This window comes from Aminobacter aganoensis (genome assembly GCF_014206975.1).
In the GTDB taxonomy this organism is placed as follows: domain Bacteria; phylum Pseudomonadota; class Alphaproteobacteria; order Rhizobiales; family Rhizobiaceae; genus Aminobacter; species Aminobacter aganoensis.
The window spans coordinates 240,518-254,590 of record NZ_JACHOU010000005.1; the positions used below are offsets into that span (position 1 = coordinate 240,518).

Genomic DNA, 14,073 nt, shown 5'->3' on the forward strand with positions numbered 1-14,073 from the left:
ATTGCCGGCCTTGGAGACTGATTTGAGCGAATATCTTGCCCTGCCCCTGGCAGCCCTGCCCTTTCCGAACATCGATCCGGTGATCGTGCAGCTCGGACCGCTTGCCATCCACTGGTATGGGCTGGGCTACATCGTCGGCATCCTGTTCGCCTGGTGGTACGCCAAGCGGCTGGTCTCCGACACCCGGCTGTGGCCGAACGGCACGCTGCCGATGAAGCCCGAGGATCTCGACGATTTCATCGTCTGGGCAGCGATCGGCGTCGTGCTCGGCGGCCGCACCGGATACATCCTTTTCTACGATCTCGGCCGCTACATCTCCAATCCGCTCGACATACTCGCGGTCTGGCAAGGCGGCATGTCGTTCCATGGCGGCCTGCTCGGCGTGACGCTGGCCATGTTCCTGTTCGCCCGCAAGCGCGGCATTCATGTCTGGTCGCTGATCGATGTCGTGGCCGCCGGTGTGCCGGTTGGCCTCGGTCTCGTGCGCCTCGCCAACTTCATCAATTCGGAACTCTGGGGCCGCGTCACCGACGTGCCGTGGGCGATCGAGTTTCCCACCGGCGGACCGTTCCTGCGCCATCCGAGCCAGATCTACGAAGCGCTGCTCGAAGGCCTGGTGCTGTTCCTCGTGCTGCGCTTCCTCACCCATTCGCGCCTGAGGCTGAAGACCCCGCGCTTCGTCGCCGGCGCTTTCATCTGCGGTTACGGCCTGTCGCGCATTTTCGTCGAGTTCTTCCGCGAGCCCGACCAGCAGATCGGTTATCTCCTGGGCGGCTGGCTGACGATGGGCATGGTGCTGTCGGTGCCGATGGTGCTGATCGGTGTCTGGGCGATGCTCGCTGCCAAGCCGGCAGCGCCCATCGCCAAGCCCGCATGACCCGCCTGAAACAGCGGATTTCGGGGCTGATCGCAGCCTCGGGTCCGATCGCCGTCGCCGACTACATGGCGCTGTGCCTGTTCGACCCCGCTGACGGCTACTACACGACGCGCCAACCGTTCGGCGCGGCGGGCGACTTCACCACCGCGCCCGAGATCAGCCAGATGTTCGGCGAACTCGTCGCCGTCTGGCTCTACGCGGCCTGGCAGGCGGCCGGCAGCCCGCAAGACGCGGTGCTGGCCGAGATCGGCCCCGGCCGCGGCACGCTGATGAAGGACATGCTGCGGGTCCTGCACAGGCTCGACCCTGCCTTCACCACCGATGTCGCGATGATCGAGACAAGCCCGCAGCTGCAAGACGTCCAGAAACAGACGCTTGCCGCCAGCGGTGCGAACATCGCCTGGCACGACAGCGTCGCCACCTTGCCCCGGGCGCCCCTGTTCATCGTCGGCAACGAGTTGTTCGACGCCATCCCGACGCGCCAGTTCGTCAGGACCGGTGCTGCATGGCACGAGCGTGTCGTCGGCACCGCCGAGGACGGCCAACTAGCCTTCGTCGCCGGCCCTGCGACCATCGAGGCCGCCTTGCTGCCGAAGAACGCCGGAAAAGCTCCCGAAGGTGCGATCTTCGAGTTCGCGCCGGCGCGAACCGCCACCATGGAAGCGATCGCCGAGCGCATAGCGGCTTCGGGCGGTGCTGGCCTGTTCTTCGACTACGGCCATCTCGAGCCGGGCATCGGCGATACGCTGCAGGCCCTGCGCGAGCACAAATATGACGACGTCCTCGCCCATCCCGGCGAGGCCGACCTCACCTCGCATGTCGATTTTGCCGCCCTTGCCGCGGCTGCCCGCCTGCACGGTCTCGATGCGCACATGGCGACGCAGGGCGAGTTCCTGCTGGCACTCGGCCTGCTCGAGCGCGCGGGCAGGCTCGGCGCCTCCGCGGACGAGGCGGCGCGCGAAAGGATCGGCGGCGAAGTCGAGCGGCTCGCCGGTCCCGATGCCATGGGCACGCTGTTCAAGGTGCTTGCCGTCGCGTCCGCTGGCACAAAACTTCCCTTTCCCGCCGTCAGTTGACAGCACGCTTGCGCCTGCCCCACTGTCCGCGCTCGCAACAGCAAGGCGGACGGCGACGCCGGGCCCGGCCTTGACGAAATCGCATACGGGGATGACAAGGCGGCAATGCTGAACGACTCGAAACCGGATCCGATCCGGTCCAACTTGCTCGCCAGCGCGGGGGCCAATGGCATCCGCCACGGTTATTTTACCCGCATCGGCGGGGTCTCCGAAGGCATCTACGAAGGCCTCAACATCGGCGTCGGATCGGACGACGACCAGACCCGCGTGGCCGAGAATCGGCACCGCGTCGCCACCTGGATGGGCGTGGCGGCAGACCATCTGCTCAGCCTCTACCAGGTCCATTCGCCCGACGTGATCGTCGCCAGCGGCCCGTTTTCCGGCGACCGCCCGAGGGCGGACGCCATCGTCACCGACCGGCCCGGCATCGCGCTTGGCGCTTCGTCGGCCGATTGCGGCCCGGTGCTGTTCGCCGACCCGGAAGCGCGCGTCATCGGCGCAGCGCACGCCGGCTGGAAAGGTGCCTTCACCGGCGTGCTCGAAAACACCGTCACGGCCATGGAAGGCCTGGGCGCCAGGCGTGAGCGCATCCTGGCCGTGCTCGGCCCGTCGATCAGCGCCGCCAACTACGAGGTCGGCCCGGAGTTCGTCGCCCGCTTTACCGAGGCCGACGGCGACAATGCGCGCTATTTCGCACCATCCGAAAACCCCGGCCATTCGATGTTCGACCTCAATCTCTACACCGTCGACAGGCTGCACCGGGCGGGCGTGACGGCCGAGGCGCTGAACCGCTGCACCTATGCGGAAGAGGACCTTTTCTACTCCTACCGGCGCACCACGCACCGCAAGGAAGCCGACTACGGGCGGCAGATTTCGGCAATCGCACTGGAGGACTGAGGGCATGGCGCTGCATTTCGAACGAACCGAATTCGACGCCCGGCGCGACCGGCTGATGATCGAGATGGCCGAGAAGAAGCTCGATGCGGTGCTGCTGTTCGCGCAGGAGAGCATGTACTGGCTGACCGGCTACGACACGTTCGGCTTCTGCTTCTTCCAGTCGCTCATCGTCAAGGCCGACGGATCGATGACGCTGCTGACGCGGTCGGCCGACCTGCGCCAGGCGCGCCACACCTCGATCATCGAAAACATCGTGCTGTGGACCGACCGCGACGGTGCCAATCCGACTCTCGACCTGCGCAACCTGCTCAACGATCTCGGCCTGCTCGGCATGCGCGTCGGCGTCGAATACGACACCCACGGCCTGACCGCCTTCAACGGCCGCCGCCTCGACGAACAGCTCCAGACCTTCGGCCAGATCGTCGACGCCTCGGGCATCGTCGGCAGGCTGCGCCTGTTCAAGAGCCCGGCCGAGATCGAAAAGGCCGAGAAAGCCGCAAGCCTCACCGACGACGCGCTCGATGCGGCGTTGCCGCTGATCAAGCAGGGCGGCGACGAGGCCAAGATCCTGGCCGCCATGCAGGGCGCGATCCTTTCCGGCGGCGGCGATTATCCGGCCAACGAATTCATCATCGGCTCCGGTGCCGATGCCCTGCTCTGCCGCTACAAGTCCGGCCGCCGCAAGCTCAACAAGAACGACCAGCTGACGCTCGAATGGGCCGGCGTGTTCAATCACTACCATGCGCCGATGATGCGCACGGCGCTGACCGGCAAGGTCTCCAAGCGCCACCAGGAACTTTACGATGCCTCCCTCGACACGCTGCTGGCGGTCGAAAAGGCGATGACGCCGGGAAACAGCTTCGGCGACGTGTTCGACGCCCATGCCCGCACACTGGAGGCGCATGGCCTGACCAAGCACCGGCTCAATGCCTGCGGCTATTCCGTCGGCGCGCGCTTCACGCCGTCCTGGATGGACATGCCGATGTTCTACCAGGGCAACCCCGAGCCGATCGCGCCCAACATGACGCTGTTTGCCCACATGATCATCATGGACTCGGAAACCGAGACCGCAATGACCCTGGGCCGCACCTACCTGACCACCGATTCTGTGCCCAAGCCACTTTCCCGCCATGATCTCGACTTGATCGTGCGGTGACTGCGATGAGCGCTGGGGGGCGTTTGCCATGGAGTTCGGGCAGATGAAACGTTGGTTTGTGGCCGCGGCAGGCCTGTCCGCGCTCGTCGCACTTTCTGCCTGCAACAGCTCCAAGGACGTGCTCGAGCCCTCGGCCATCGCCCCGACGGAGCAGTCGAACGCACTGGCCAACGCGGAAGGCACCGACGTCGGCGCCCCGACGATAGCCCCCGCGACCACGGCGCCCGCGCCGCTCTCGCCCCAGGCCGCCGCCATCGTCGCCAGGACGCGCGTCCAGTTCGCCCCCATCGTCGGCACCCCGGTCGAAGCGGCGACCCCGCTCACCCAGCGGCTCGGCGCCCGCGCCCGCGAGCGCGGCATCACGCTGGCCGGCAGCACTGACACCACGCCGCCGAGCATCATCATGCGCGGCTACTTCTCGGCGATGACCGAAGGCAAGGACACCACCGTCGTCTATGTCTGGGACGTCTACGATCCGGCCGGCACGCGGCTTCATCGCATCAACGGCCAGCAGACGGCGGCATCGACCGGCAGCGGCGACGGCTGGCCTGCCGTGGCGCCGACGACCATGCAGTCGATCGCCGACAGCACCCTCGACCAGCTCGCCGCCTGGCTGGCGACAAAACCCGGCTGAGCCGCGACATTCCGTTCCGCGATGTCGCTTTTTTGGGATTCAATGGTGAGTCCGCTTGCAATACGGCTCAGGGCCGCTAAAAGCCCGCTCATATTCATTTCCAGGATCGGCGTATGAAACTCTTCGCGGGCAATTCCAACCGGGTGCTAGCAGAAGCTGTCGCCCGCTATCTCAACATTCCCCTGGGCAAGGCGAGCGTCAGGCGCTTTGCCGACCAGGAGATCTTCGTCGAGATTCAAGAGAACGTGCGCGGCGAGGATGTCTTCATCCTTCAGTCGACCTCGTTCCCGACCAACGATCACCTGATGGAACTGCTCATCATGATCGACGCCTTCATGCGTTCGTCGGCACGGCGCATCACGGCGGTCATCCCCTATTTCGGCTACGCAAGGCAGGATCGCCGCGCGTCGGGCCGCACGCCGATCTCGGCCAAGCTCGTCGCCAACATGATCGCCCGCGCCGGCGCCAACCGCGTGCTGACGCTCGACCTGCACGCCGGCCAGATCCAGGGCTTCTTCGACATCCCGACCGACAACCTGTTTTCGGTTCCGGTCATGGCCCGCGACGTCAAGGCCAAGTACAAGCAGCTCGGCAACGTCACCGTGGTTTCGCCCGACGTCGGCGGCGTGGTCCGTGCCCGTGCGCTGGCCAAGCGCATCGACGCCCAGCTCGCCATCGTCGACAAGCGCCGCGAACGCCCCGGTGAATCCGAAGTGATGAACGTCATCGGCGAAGTGCACGGCAAGGACTGCCTGCTGATCGACGACATCGTCGATTCCGGCGGCACGCTGTGCAACGCCGCCGACGCGCTGCTGGCCAAGGGCGCCACCAGCGTCACCGCCTACATCACCCACGGCGTGCTCTCGGGTGGGGCCGCCGCCCGCATCGCCGGCTCGCAGTTGCAGGAACTGGTCATCACCGACTCGATCCAGCCGACCCAGGCGGTTATGGACGCCCACAACATCCGCGTCGTCTCGATCGGCGACCTGATCGGCGAAGCGATCTCGCGCACCGCGACCGAAGAATCGGTGTCGAGCCTGTTCGACTGAGCCTTCTGCCCATAGCAGATCATTTCGAAGCCCCGCCCGGTACTCCGGGGCGGGGCTTTTTCATGCACGCTGTCTCACGCCAGTTGCCACGCCATGCCGGCCAGCGCCGAGACGGCCAGAACCACGATCATGTTGGCCTTGAAGCGGATCAGCGCCAGGCCGGCGCCGGCCGCAATGCCCGCCGCGACCCAGTCGACACTGCCGAAATCCAGCACCGGCAGCACGAACGGTCCGCACGCCGTCTCGCCGACGGTACCGAACAGCACATGCAGCGCGAACCACACCGCGAGGTTGGCGATGATGCCGACGACGGCCGCGGTGACGGCGGCCAGCGCGCTTGCCAGCCAACGCACGTTGCGCACGGTCTCGACATAGGGCGCGCCGACGAAGATCCACAGGAAGCACGGCACGAAGGTGAACCACAGCGTCACCGCCGCCCCGGCGATACCACCGCTGAGCGGAGCCAGTGCCGAAAGCCTGGCGCCGCCGAGAAAACCGACGAACACCAGCACCAGGATCAGCGGCCCCGGCGTCGTTTCCGCAAGCCCCAGGCCGGTCAGCATCTCGTCCGGCTTCAGCCAGCCATGGACCTCGACCGCCTGCTGGGCGACATAGGCCAGCACCGCATAGGCGCCACCGAACGTCACCGCCGCCATCTTGGAGAAGAACGTCGCTTCGGCGGTGAAGACGTGGGCCGGGCCGAGAACGAGCCACATCACGGCCAGCGGCACGAACCAGACGGCGAGCCAGATCGACAGCGTGGTGAAGAAGCGTCGGGCACTCGGCTTCGTCCATTCGGGCATGGCGTAGACTAGGTCGGCTTGATCGGCGGCCCTGGCCCCGGCAGGAGCAAGACCCGCGAAGTGCAGCAGCGCGCCGATCGCCGCCGCGACAAGCACGATCAGCGGGAACGGCAGCTTGAGAAAGGCAATGGCAACGAAGGCCGCGATGGCGAGAACGATCATGCTGCCGTTCTTCAAGGCGCGTCTCGACACCTTGATCAACGCTTCGAGCACGACGGCGAGCACCGCAGCCTTGAGCCCGAACAAAAGCCCCTGCACCAGCGTGACATGGCCGACCGTCAGGTAGATCGCCGACAGCGCGGTGATGACCAGCGCACCGGGCAACACGAACAGCAGCCCGGCCACCAGTCCGCCCCTGACGCCGTGCATCAGCCAGCCGGAATAGGTGGCGAGCTGCATCGCCTCCGGCCCGGGCAGGAGCATGCAGTAGTTGAGCGCATGCAGGAAACGCGGCTCGTCGAGCCAGCGCTTCTCGTCGACGAGGATCTTGTGCATCAGCGCGATCTGCCCAGCCGGCCCGCCGAAGGACAACAGGCCGATCTTGGCGAAGGTCCGGGTTGCCTCCCCGAACGAGGGGGTGGGTCGCGGCGGCGTGGCATCCATGTCAAACCGCCTTTGCTGGCCAGTTGTGCGTTTCCGACCTAGCGTAACGGCACCAGCCGTACAACGCGTCATAGATCGCCATGCCTTTCTCGAGCTGGGCATGATCGTCGTCCTCGATGGCCGACTGGCCGAGCGATATGGCCAGCAGCCCCGCAGCCTGGGGCTCCATGTCAAGCCGCGCCGTGTCGGCCGCGCGCACGATGCGGGCGAGCTGCAGGAGTGCGGGATCGGTCAGGCCGAATTCGGAGATCAGCATGTCGAACGTGCACTCCTCGCCGCGATGCGAATAGTGCACGTCCTTGATGTCATAGGGGATCGCACCGGTCTCGTCGGCAACATCCTTGACCCATTCGGCCGAGACGAAGTGAAAAACCGCCAGCGGATCGATGAAGCGCCTGATCAGCCAGGGGCACGCAATGCGGTCGATCTTGGGCCGAGCCCGCGTCACCCATTCGCTCGGCCTTGGCAGTCCAGCCTCCAGGCCGGACGCCTCACGCGCCACCACCGGCCCGCTCGCGGCCAGCCAGGCATCCATCCCGCCTTCGAGCATGACTGCATCCGTGCCGACCGCCAGAAGCCTGGCCAGCGCGATCTCGCTGACATTGTGGCCGTGGGCGCAATAAACGACGATCCGCCGCGCTGCCGGCAACTGCGGCAGCCAGTCGTCCACCTGCATGTGGTCGCGCCACAAGGCAGCGGCGATTCTCGTCGGCGCGGCGGCAAACATCGCCTCCCGCCGCACGTCGACGATCAACGGGCACCTTTCGGTGCCGACGAGGCGGATAAGGTTCTGGGCTAGGATGGTCCGGGGCATGGTCTTTCCTCCGCGCAACGAGAGCGAAGGCGGAACTTGGGCCATCCGGCCTCACGGGGAGTCCACCATGCCCCCGTTGTGCGAATTCTATGTGAAATCGGCCGCCGCTTCAATCACCTGAGCACGCCGTCCAGCGCCGGCAGGCCGATGATCGCAGCGGTTGCGATCAGGCCGTAGCAGATGCGCCGGAACGTCGCCTCGTTGGCGCGGCTGAACAGGCGCGAGCCGATGTAGAGGCCCAGCGCGAAGGTCGGTCCGATGGTCAGCGACAGCCCGACAGTCTCCCAGGTCAGGAGCCCCGCGACGAGATAGCTGGCGACCGACAGCACGCTGGAAATCGCGAAATAGAGCACGATGTTGGCGCGCACCGTCAGCGGCGCGATGGCGCCGCCGAGCCAGTAGGCGACGACGGGTGGTCCGCCGACCTGCGCGGCACCGGAGAACAACCCCGACGTCATGCCGACGGCGGCGGTCAGGCTGGTGTGCGGACGGCCGTGATAGCGCCAGCCCGACATCAGGAGTGCGAGCAAGCCGGCAACGATGGCGACGATAGCCCAGCGGATCATCACCCCGTCGACATGGGTGAGCAGATAGGTGCCCGTGGGAACGCCGACCACCGCCCCCAGCGCCATGACGCCGACATTGCCGCGGTCGGCGTTGTGCCATGCCTTGGGGATCAGCCCCGGGGTCAGCACGAGATCGACGATCAGCAGCAGCGGGACCGCGAGCTTCGCCCCGATCAGCGCGCTTGCCACCGGCACGAAGATCAGTGCCCCGCCGAAGCCGGAAAATCCGCGCGCGCAACCGGCGACGAAGGCGGCCACGACAAGCACCCAGATCGTGGCTGTCGGCAGGTGAAGGGGGAGAAGGTCTTGCATGGCAAAGCTTGGCTGTTTTTTTGAACGTTACGAGCCGGCGTGATACAGGCACGGTGGTGTTGGCGCGAGCAGCCACAGCACCGTCTTCGGGGAGCCAGCCTCACGAGCCGCCGCGGTTGCACTTTTTGCCACCTTCCGTTATAGAGCCGCCACCCGCGTAGACACCCTTGGAGGCAACGCGGCGGAAGGCCGCCTCACCCGGCGGCTTTCGACGTTTACGGATCAGGCTTCATGCCAGCCGTAGGCGCTCCATACAACCGAAAGGAAATGCCATGAGCGACACATACGAGCTCAAGGCCGAAGCACGCGAACTGGTCGGTAAGGGGTCCGCCCGTGAAGTTCGTCGCAACGGTAAAGTGCCTGCAGTCATTTACGGCGACAAGCAGCCTCCCCTGGCCATCGCCCTGTCCTACAAGGACATCTTCTACAAGATCCATGGCGGTGGCTTCCTGACCACGATCGCCACGATCGACGTCGGCGGCAAGAAGATCCAGGTCCTGCCGAAGGACTACCAGCTCGATCCGGTCCGCGACTTCCCGATGCATGTCGACTTCCTGCGCGTCGGCAAGAACACCGAAGTCAACGTCCAGGTTCCGGTTCACTTCATCAATGAAGAGAAGTCGCCCGGCATCAAGCGCGGCGGCACGCTGAACATCGTCCGTCACGAGGTCGAGCTCCACTGCCCGGCCAACGCGATCCCCGAGTCAATCACCGTCGACCTCGACGGCACCGACATCGGCGACTCGATCCACATCTCGGCCGTCAAGCTGCCCAAGGGCGTGAAGCCCGTCATCTCGGACCGCGACTTCACCATCGCGACGATCGCCGGCACCTCGGCTTCGAAGTCGGAAGAAGCCACGACCGAGGCTGCTGCCGAGGCAGAATAGTCTTCGCCTCCGGAGGACCCGAACATGCTGCTCTTTGCAGGTCTCGGCAATCCGGGTGCGCAATACCAGAACAACCGGCACAATGTCGGCTTCATGGCGGCGGACGCAATTGCCCGCCGCCATTCGTTTTCGCCCTGGACGAAGAAGTTCAAGGGCCTGATTTCAGAAGGCAATATCGCCGGCGAAAAGGTCATCCTGATCAAGCCGCAGACCTTCATGAACCTGTCCGGCCAGTCTGTCGGCGAAGCCATGCGCTTCTACAAGCTCGCCCCTGCCGATCTCACCGTCTTCTATGACGAACTCGACCTCGTCGCCGGCAAGGTGCGCGTCAAGGTTGGCGGCGGCGCCGGCGGCCACAACGGCATCCGCTCGATCGACCAGCACATTGCCAAGGACTACCGCCGCGTCCGCATCGGCATCGGCCATCCCGGCGTCAAGGAAATGGTCCATGGCCACGTGCTCGGCGACTTCGCCAAGGCCGACAAGGAATGGCTCGAAGTGCTGCTCGACCTCATTGCCGACGGCGCCGGCCTTTTGACCAAGGGCGACGACAACGGCTTCATGAACAGGGTCACTGTCGGCCTGCGCGACAAGCTCCAGCCGACCGGAACCGACGACGCCCCGCCGCCCAAGGCACCCACGCCGCAGGCGCCGAAGGCCCAGAGCCATATCCGCCAGGCCCGCCCGAACCAGCCTGCCGTCAAGATCCCCGAGACCGGCCCGATGGCTGCGATGCTGAAGAAGCTGCTCGGCAAGGACTGAACGCGACCTTGATAGGCTTGGTCGCGAAAGCTGCATGCCGCCGCAAGCTTTCATGCCGAACCGGCAACAAATTCCTGATTTCCGGGCAATTGCAGGGCATCCCGGGCGTCAAGCCTTGACGATCCTCGCCCCTTTCCCCCATAGCCCTCATCAAAATCCCGATTTCCCGATAGGACCAAAAGACCATGGGTTTCAAATGCGGCATCGTCGGCCTGCCCAATGTTGGCAAATCGACGCTCTTCAACGCGCTGACGCGCACGGCTGCCGCGCAGGCGGCCAACTATCCGTTCTGCACCATCGAGCCGAACACCGGCGAGGTGGCGGTGCCGGACCAGCGCCTCAGGCAGCTGGCCAACATCGCCAAGTCGAAGGAGATCATCCCGACCCGCATCTCCTTCGTCGACATCGCCGGTCTCGTTCGCGGCGCCTCCAAGGGTGAAGGCCTGGGCAACCAGTTCCTCGCCAACATACGCGAGGTCGACGCCATCGTGCACGTGCTGCGTTGCTTCGAGGACGACGACATCACCCATGTCGAGGGCCGCATCGATCCCGTCGCCGACGCCGAGACGGTCGAAACCGAACTGATGCTCGCCGATCTCGAAAGCCTCGAGCGCCGCATCGTGCAGTTCCGCAAGCGCGCGGCCAGCAAGGACAAGGAAGCGACCACGATCCTGCCGATGATGGAACAGGCGCTCGCCCTGCTTCAGGACGGCAAGCCGGTGCGCCTGCTGCTCAAGGGCATCGCCGCCGAGGACCTCGAAATCCTGCAGGGCCTGAACCTGCTGACCTCGCATCCGGTGCTCTATGTCTGCAACGTCGCCGAGAGCGATGCCGCCACCGGCAACGAGCACACCCAGGCGGTGCAGAAGATGGCCGAGGCGCAGGGCGCCGGCGTCGTCGTCATCTCCGCTGCGATCGAGGCCGAGGTGGCGCAGCTGCCCGACGAGGAGGCCCAGGAATTCCTCGCCGATCTCGGCCTCGAGGAGCCGGGCCTGGATAAGCTCATCCGCGCCGGCTACGAGCTTCTGCACCTGATCACCTACTTCACCGTGGGTCCGAAGGAGACGCGCGCCTGGACCGTGCACAAGGGCGCCAAGGCGCCGCAGGCGGCCGGCGTCATCCACACCGACTTCGAACGCGGCTTCATCCGCGCCCAGACCATCGCGTTCAACGATTTCGTCACCCTCGGCGGCGAAGTTCCGGCCAAGGAAGCCGGCAAGGCGCGCGACGAAGGCAAGGAATACGTCGTCCAGGACGGCGACGTGATGCTGTTCAAATTCAATACCTGAGCGGGCACCACCTCTGCCGAATACGAGAAAAGCCCTGCATCGCGGGGCTTTTCTTTTGGCGCGGGCAATGAGCCTGCCGGCCGCCCACCTTTTGCGTGCCCGGCTTTCGGCCAACACCGCATACCTGTGGCGTTAACCTTTTGCTAACCAACCCTGGCTACGGTCGCCTGGAGATTTGCAGATCGTCTCCACCCGTGACCACGGATGTACTGGCACTGGGACGTCGAGACGCTAGAGAAAGGTCGGGGTTTGCCCGGCCTTTTTTGCTTTTGCCGTCCTCGCACCTCAATGCCGAGTACGAACCTGCCCCTTGACCGCCAGAGACCAGATGACCCAGCATCCAGCCATCGAGATCGATCTTCCCGCCTCGCTGCGTGAGGCGCTGGCCGGTTACGACTGGCAGCGCCAGACCATCGGCGCTTCGGGTGCCGGCGTCTTCAGGCTCGAGGCATCCGGCAAGCCCACCCTGTTCCTCAAGACCGAGGAGACCGGCCAGTTCGCCGAACTGCCCGACGAGGTCGCCCGGCTGCGCTGGCTGGGCAGCCAGGGCATCCCCTGCCCCGCGGTGCTGGCTTTCGAGGCGCATGGCGGGCACAACTGGCTGCTGATGAGCGCAGTTGCCGGCCACGACCTCGTGACGCAAGAAATGGCGCCGGACAGGGCCATCGCCATCATGGCCGACGCGCTGCGCCGGCTGCATGCCCTCGACGCCGCCGCCTGCCCCTTCGATCACAGCCTTGGGCCACGCATCGCCCTGGCCAAGGCCCGCGCTGACGCCGGCGAGGTCGATGAAGACGATTTCGACGACGAAAGGCTGGGCCAGAGCGCGCAGCAGGTGTTCGAAGAACTCCTGGCGCGACGGCCTGCCTCCGAGACGCTCGTCGTCACCCATGGCGACGCCTCGATGCCGAATTTCATGGCCGATGGCGGGCGGTTCACCGGTTTCATCGATTGCAGCCGGCTTGGCGTTGCCGACCTGCACCAGGACCTCGCGCTCGCCTGCTGGAGCATCCACGTCAATCTCGGCGAAGAATGGATCGCGCCCTTCCTCGCGCTCTACGGCCTGCCCCAGGCAGATACGGCCAAGCTTTCCTACTACCAGCTGCTCGACGAATTCTTCTGAGGCAGCTGCTCATGCGCTCGTGGGCGGTTGCCGGCACGATGCCGCGCCACCGGCTGCTGCCCCACCTTGCCGATTTGCAACTTGACGTCGCAGCCCCCCGGGTCTATCGCGCCTAGGCGCCGGCCCGGCCAGAACGACCCCGCCGGCGCAATCCTGAAACCCCGCCCGCGATCGGGCACGATATCAGCTCCAGTATGGGAGACCGGCGATGATCAAGGCATTCGTCGTGGAAAACGATCGTCTGCGCCTTGCAGACAGCATTGCGGCCGAAAAGGACGGGATCGTCTGGGCCGACCTGCTCAATCCGACCAGGGAAGAAGAGGCCGCGGTCGAGCAGTTGCTCGGCGTCGGCGTGCCGACGCGCGAGGAGATGGAGGAGATCGAGATCTCGTCCCGCCTCTATGTCGAGGACGGCGCCTACTTCATGACCGCCACCCTGCCTTCGCAGGCCGACAGCGACTTTCCCGTCATGTCGCCGGTGACATTCGTGCTGCGCCGCAACCTGCTGGTCACCATCCGCTATCACGAACCCAAGGCGTTCCTGTCCTTCCCGCTGCGGGCGGAGAAGGCGGCGATCGGCTGCACCACGGGCGAGACGATCCTCGTCGGCCTGCTGGAGGCGATCGTCGACCGTCTGGCCGACGTGCTGGAGCGCGTCTCGCGCGACGTCGAGCTGTTGTCGAAGGACATCTTCAACCCGACGGCGACCAAGGCCTCGAAGCGCGACCGCGACTTCCAGATGATCCTCAAGGGCATTGGCCGCAAGGAATCGCTGACGTCCAACATGCGCGACAGCCTGACCTCGCTGCAGCGCGTGGCGGGCTTCCTCGCCAACGCCACCGGCCAGGCCAAGAACGGCAAGGACGCCAAGGCGCGGGTGAAGACGCTGTCGCGCGACGTGGCCTCGCTGACTGACCACGCCTCGTTCCTGTCGCAGAAGATCACCTTCCTGCTCGACGCCACGCTGGGCATGATCAACATCGAGCAGAACGGCATCATCAAGATCGTCTCGGTGGCGGCCGTGGTGTTCCTGCCGCCGACGCTGGTCGCCTCGATCTACGGCATGAACTTCGACGGCATGCCAGAACTGCGCTGGATGCTCGGCTATCCCATGGCGCTCGGCCTGATGGTCATCTCGGCCATCCTGCCGTTCTGGTGGTTCCGCCGCCGCGGCTGGCTCTGAGCCAACGGCTTACCCTGAACCGGCCTTGCGCGACCCGCGGGG

14 protein-coding genes are annotated in these 14,073 nt (G+C 65.6%); 11 read left to right on the plus strand and 3 right to left on the minus strand.

The features are described from left to right. The first annotated feature begins 22 nt into the window (after nt 1–22). From lgt to GGR00_RS13710, 6 genes are all read left to right on the plus strand, one after another. Nucleotides 23–877, plus strand: a complete 855-nt coding sequence (gene lgt / locus GGR00_RS13685) for a prolipoprotein diacylglyceryl transferase (protein ID WP_055970460.1) — start codon at nt 23–25, stop codon at nt 875–877. Beyond that, a complete protein-coding gene (locus tag GGR00_RS13690) occupies nt 874–1,953 on the plus strand; it encodes a class I SAM-dependent methyltransferase (RefSeq protein WP_184699700.1) in 1,080 nt (359 codons plus the stop codon). Before lgt ends, GGR00_RS13690 begins: the two co-directional genes overlap by 4 nt. 105 nt (nt 1,954–2,058) lie before the next feature. Then, complete coding sequence (pgeF, locus tag GGR00_RS13695; RefSeq protein WP_184699701.1) at nt 2,059–2,850, plus strand: peptidoglycan editing factor PgeF; 792 nt, start codon at nt 2,059–2,061, stop codon at nt 2,848–2,850. Between the two features lie 4 nt (nt 2,851–2,854). Beyond that, nucleotides 2,855–4,006, plus strand: a complete 1,152-nt coding sequence (locus GGR00_RS13700) for a M24 family metallopeptidase (RefSeq protein WP_055970466.1) — start codon at nt 2,855–2,857, stop codon at nt 4,004–4,006. Nucleotides 4,007–4,049: 43 nt separating this feature from the next. Continuing rightward, nucleotides 4,050–4,640, plus strand: coding sequence for a hypothetical protein (locus GGR00_RS13705; RefSeq protein ID WP_184699702.1), 591 nt, complete (start codon nt 4,050–4,052; stop codon nt 4,638–4,640). Between the two features lie 113 nt (nt 4,641–4,753). Then, nucleotides 4,754–5,689, plus strand: coding sequence for a ribose-phosphate pyrophosphokinase (locus tag GGR00_RS13710; RefSeq protein WP_055970468.1), 936 nt, complete (start codon nt 4,754–4,756; stop codon nt 5,687–5,689). Nucleotides 5,690–5,763: 74 nt separating this feature from the next. Here the strand turns inward: GGR00_RS13710 and chrA are convergent, their stop codons facing one another. The 3 genes from chrA to GGR00_RS13725 form a co-directional block, all read right to left on the minus strand. Continuing rightward, nucleotides 5,764–7,095 (minus strand): chromate efflux transporter, encoded by a 1,332-nt coding sequence (gene chrA, locus GGR00_RS13715; protein ID WP_184699703.1) that lies wholly within the window; start codon nt 7,093–7,095, stop codon nt 5,764–5,766. Between the two features lies 1 nt (nt 7,096). Then, entirely contained in the window at nt 7,097–7,909 is an 813-nt protein-coding gene (locus GGR00_RS13720; protein ID WP_184699704.1) for a chromate resistance protein ChrB domain-containing protein, read from the minus strand. 113 nt (nt 7,910–8,022) lie between these two features. Beyond that, complete coding sequence (locus GGR00_RS13725) at nt 8,023–8,787, minus strand: sulfite exporter TauE/SafE family protein (protein WP_055970474.1); 765 nt, start codon at nt 8,785–8,787, stop codon at nt 8,023–8,025. 272 nt (nt 8,788–9,059) lie between these two features. Here GGR00_RS13725 and GGR00_RS13730 point away from each other — a divergent pair, with 272 nt between their 5' ends. The 5 genes from GGR00_RS13730 (at nt 9,060) to corA (ending at nt 14,031) form a co-directional block, all read left to right on the plus strand. Next, nucleotides 9,060–9,674: a 50S ribosomal protein L25/general stress protein Ctc gene (locus GGR00_RS13730; RefSeq protein WP_055970476.1), complete on the plus strand. Its 615-nt coding sequence runs from the start codon at nt 9,060–9,062 to the stop codon at nt 9,672–9,674. A 24-nt stretch (nt 9,675–9,698) separates the two neighbouring features. After that, a complete protein-coding gene (gene pth / locus GGR00_RS13735; RefSeq protein WP_184699705.1) occupies nt 9,699–10,436 on the plus strand; it encodes an aminoacyl-tRNA hydrolase in 738 nt (245 codons plus the stop codon). A gap of 185 nt (nt 10,437–10,621) precedes the next feature. Next, nucleotides 10,622–11,725 carry a redox-regulated ATPase YchF gene (ychF, locus tag GGR00_RS13740; RefSeq protein ID WP_055970479.1) on the plus strand — a complete coding sequence of 368 codons (1,104 nt, stop codon included), beginning with the start codon at nt 10,622–10,624 and terminating at the stop codon, nt 11,723–11,725. Between the two features lie 328 nt (nt 11,726–12,053). After that, nucleotides 12,054–12,848, plus strand: coding sequence for an APH(3')-II family aminoglycoside O-phosphotransferase (locus GGR00_RS13745; protein WP_184699706.1), 795 nt, complete (start codon nt 12,054–12,056; stop codon nt 12,846–12,848). A gap of 208 nt (nt 12,849–13,056) precedes the next feature. Further along, nucleotides 13,057–14,031 (plus strand): magnesium/cobalt transporter CorA, encoded by a 975-nt coding sequence (corA, locus tag GGR00_RS13750; protein WP_184699707.1) that lies wholly within the window; start codon nt 13,057–13,059, stop codon nt 14,029–14,031. Nucleotides 14,032–14,073 lie beyond the last annotated feature (42 nt).

What these genes read in the sequence shown, in the direction of transcription:
- GGR00_RS13690 (WP_184699700.1), top strand. Translation starts at nt 874, where the DNA reads ATGACCCGCCTGAAACAGCGGATTTCGGGGCTGATCGCAGCCTCGGGT.
- pgeF (WP_184699701.1), top strand. Translation starts at nt 2,059, where the DNA reads ATGCTGAACGACTCGAAACCGGATCCGATCCGGTCCAACTTGCTCGCC.
- GGR00_RS13700 (WP_055970466.1), top strand. Translation starts at nt 2,855, where the DNA reads ATGGCGCTGCATTTCGAACGAACCGAATTCGACGCCCGGCGCGACCGG.
- GGR00_RS13705 (WP_184699702.1), top strand. Translation starts at nt 4,050, where the DNA reads ATGAAACGTTGGTTTGTGGCCGCGGCAGGCCTGTCCGCGCTCGTCGCA.
- GGR00_RS13710 (WP_055970468.1), top strand. Translation starts at nt 4,754, where the DNA reads ATGAAACTCTTCGCGGGCAATTCCAACCGGGTGCTAGCAGAAGCTGTC.
- chrA (WP_184699703.1), bottom strand. Translation starts at nt 7,095, where the DNA reads ATGGATGCCACGCCGCCGCGACCCACCCCCTCGTTCGGGGAGGCAACC.
- GGR00_RS13720 (WP_184699704.1), bottom strand. Translation starts at nt 7,909, where the DNA reads ATGCCCCGGACCATCCTAGCCCAGAACCTTATCCGCCTCGTCGGCACC.
- GGR00_RS13725 (WP_055970474.1), bottom strand. Translation starts at nt 8,787, where the DNA reads ATGCAAGACCTTCTCCCCCTTCACCTGCCGACAGCCACGATCTGGGTG.
- GGR00_RS13730 (WP_055970476.1), top strand. Translation starts at nt 9,060, where the DNA reads ATGAGCGACACATACGAGCTCAAGGCCGAAGCACGCGAACTGGTCGGT.
- pth (WP_184699705.1), top strand. Translation starts at nt 9,699, where the DNA reads ATGCTGCTCTTTGCAGGTCTCGGCAATCCGGGTGCGCAATACCAGAAC.
- ychF (WP_055970479.1), top strand. Translation starts at nt 10,622, where the DNA reads ATGGGTTTCAAATGCGGCATCGTCGGCCTGCCCAATGTTGGCAAATCG.
- GGR00_RS13745 (WP_184699706.1), top strand. Translation starts at nt 12,054, where the DNA reads ATGACCCAGCATCCAGCCATCGAGATCGATCTTCCCGCCTCGCTGCGT.
- corA (WP_184699707.1), top strand. Translation starts at nt 13,057, where the DNA reads ATGATCAAGGCATTCGTCGTGGAAAACGATCGTCTGCGCCTTGCAGAC.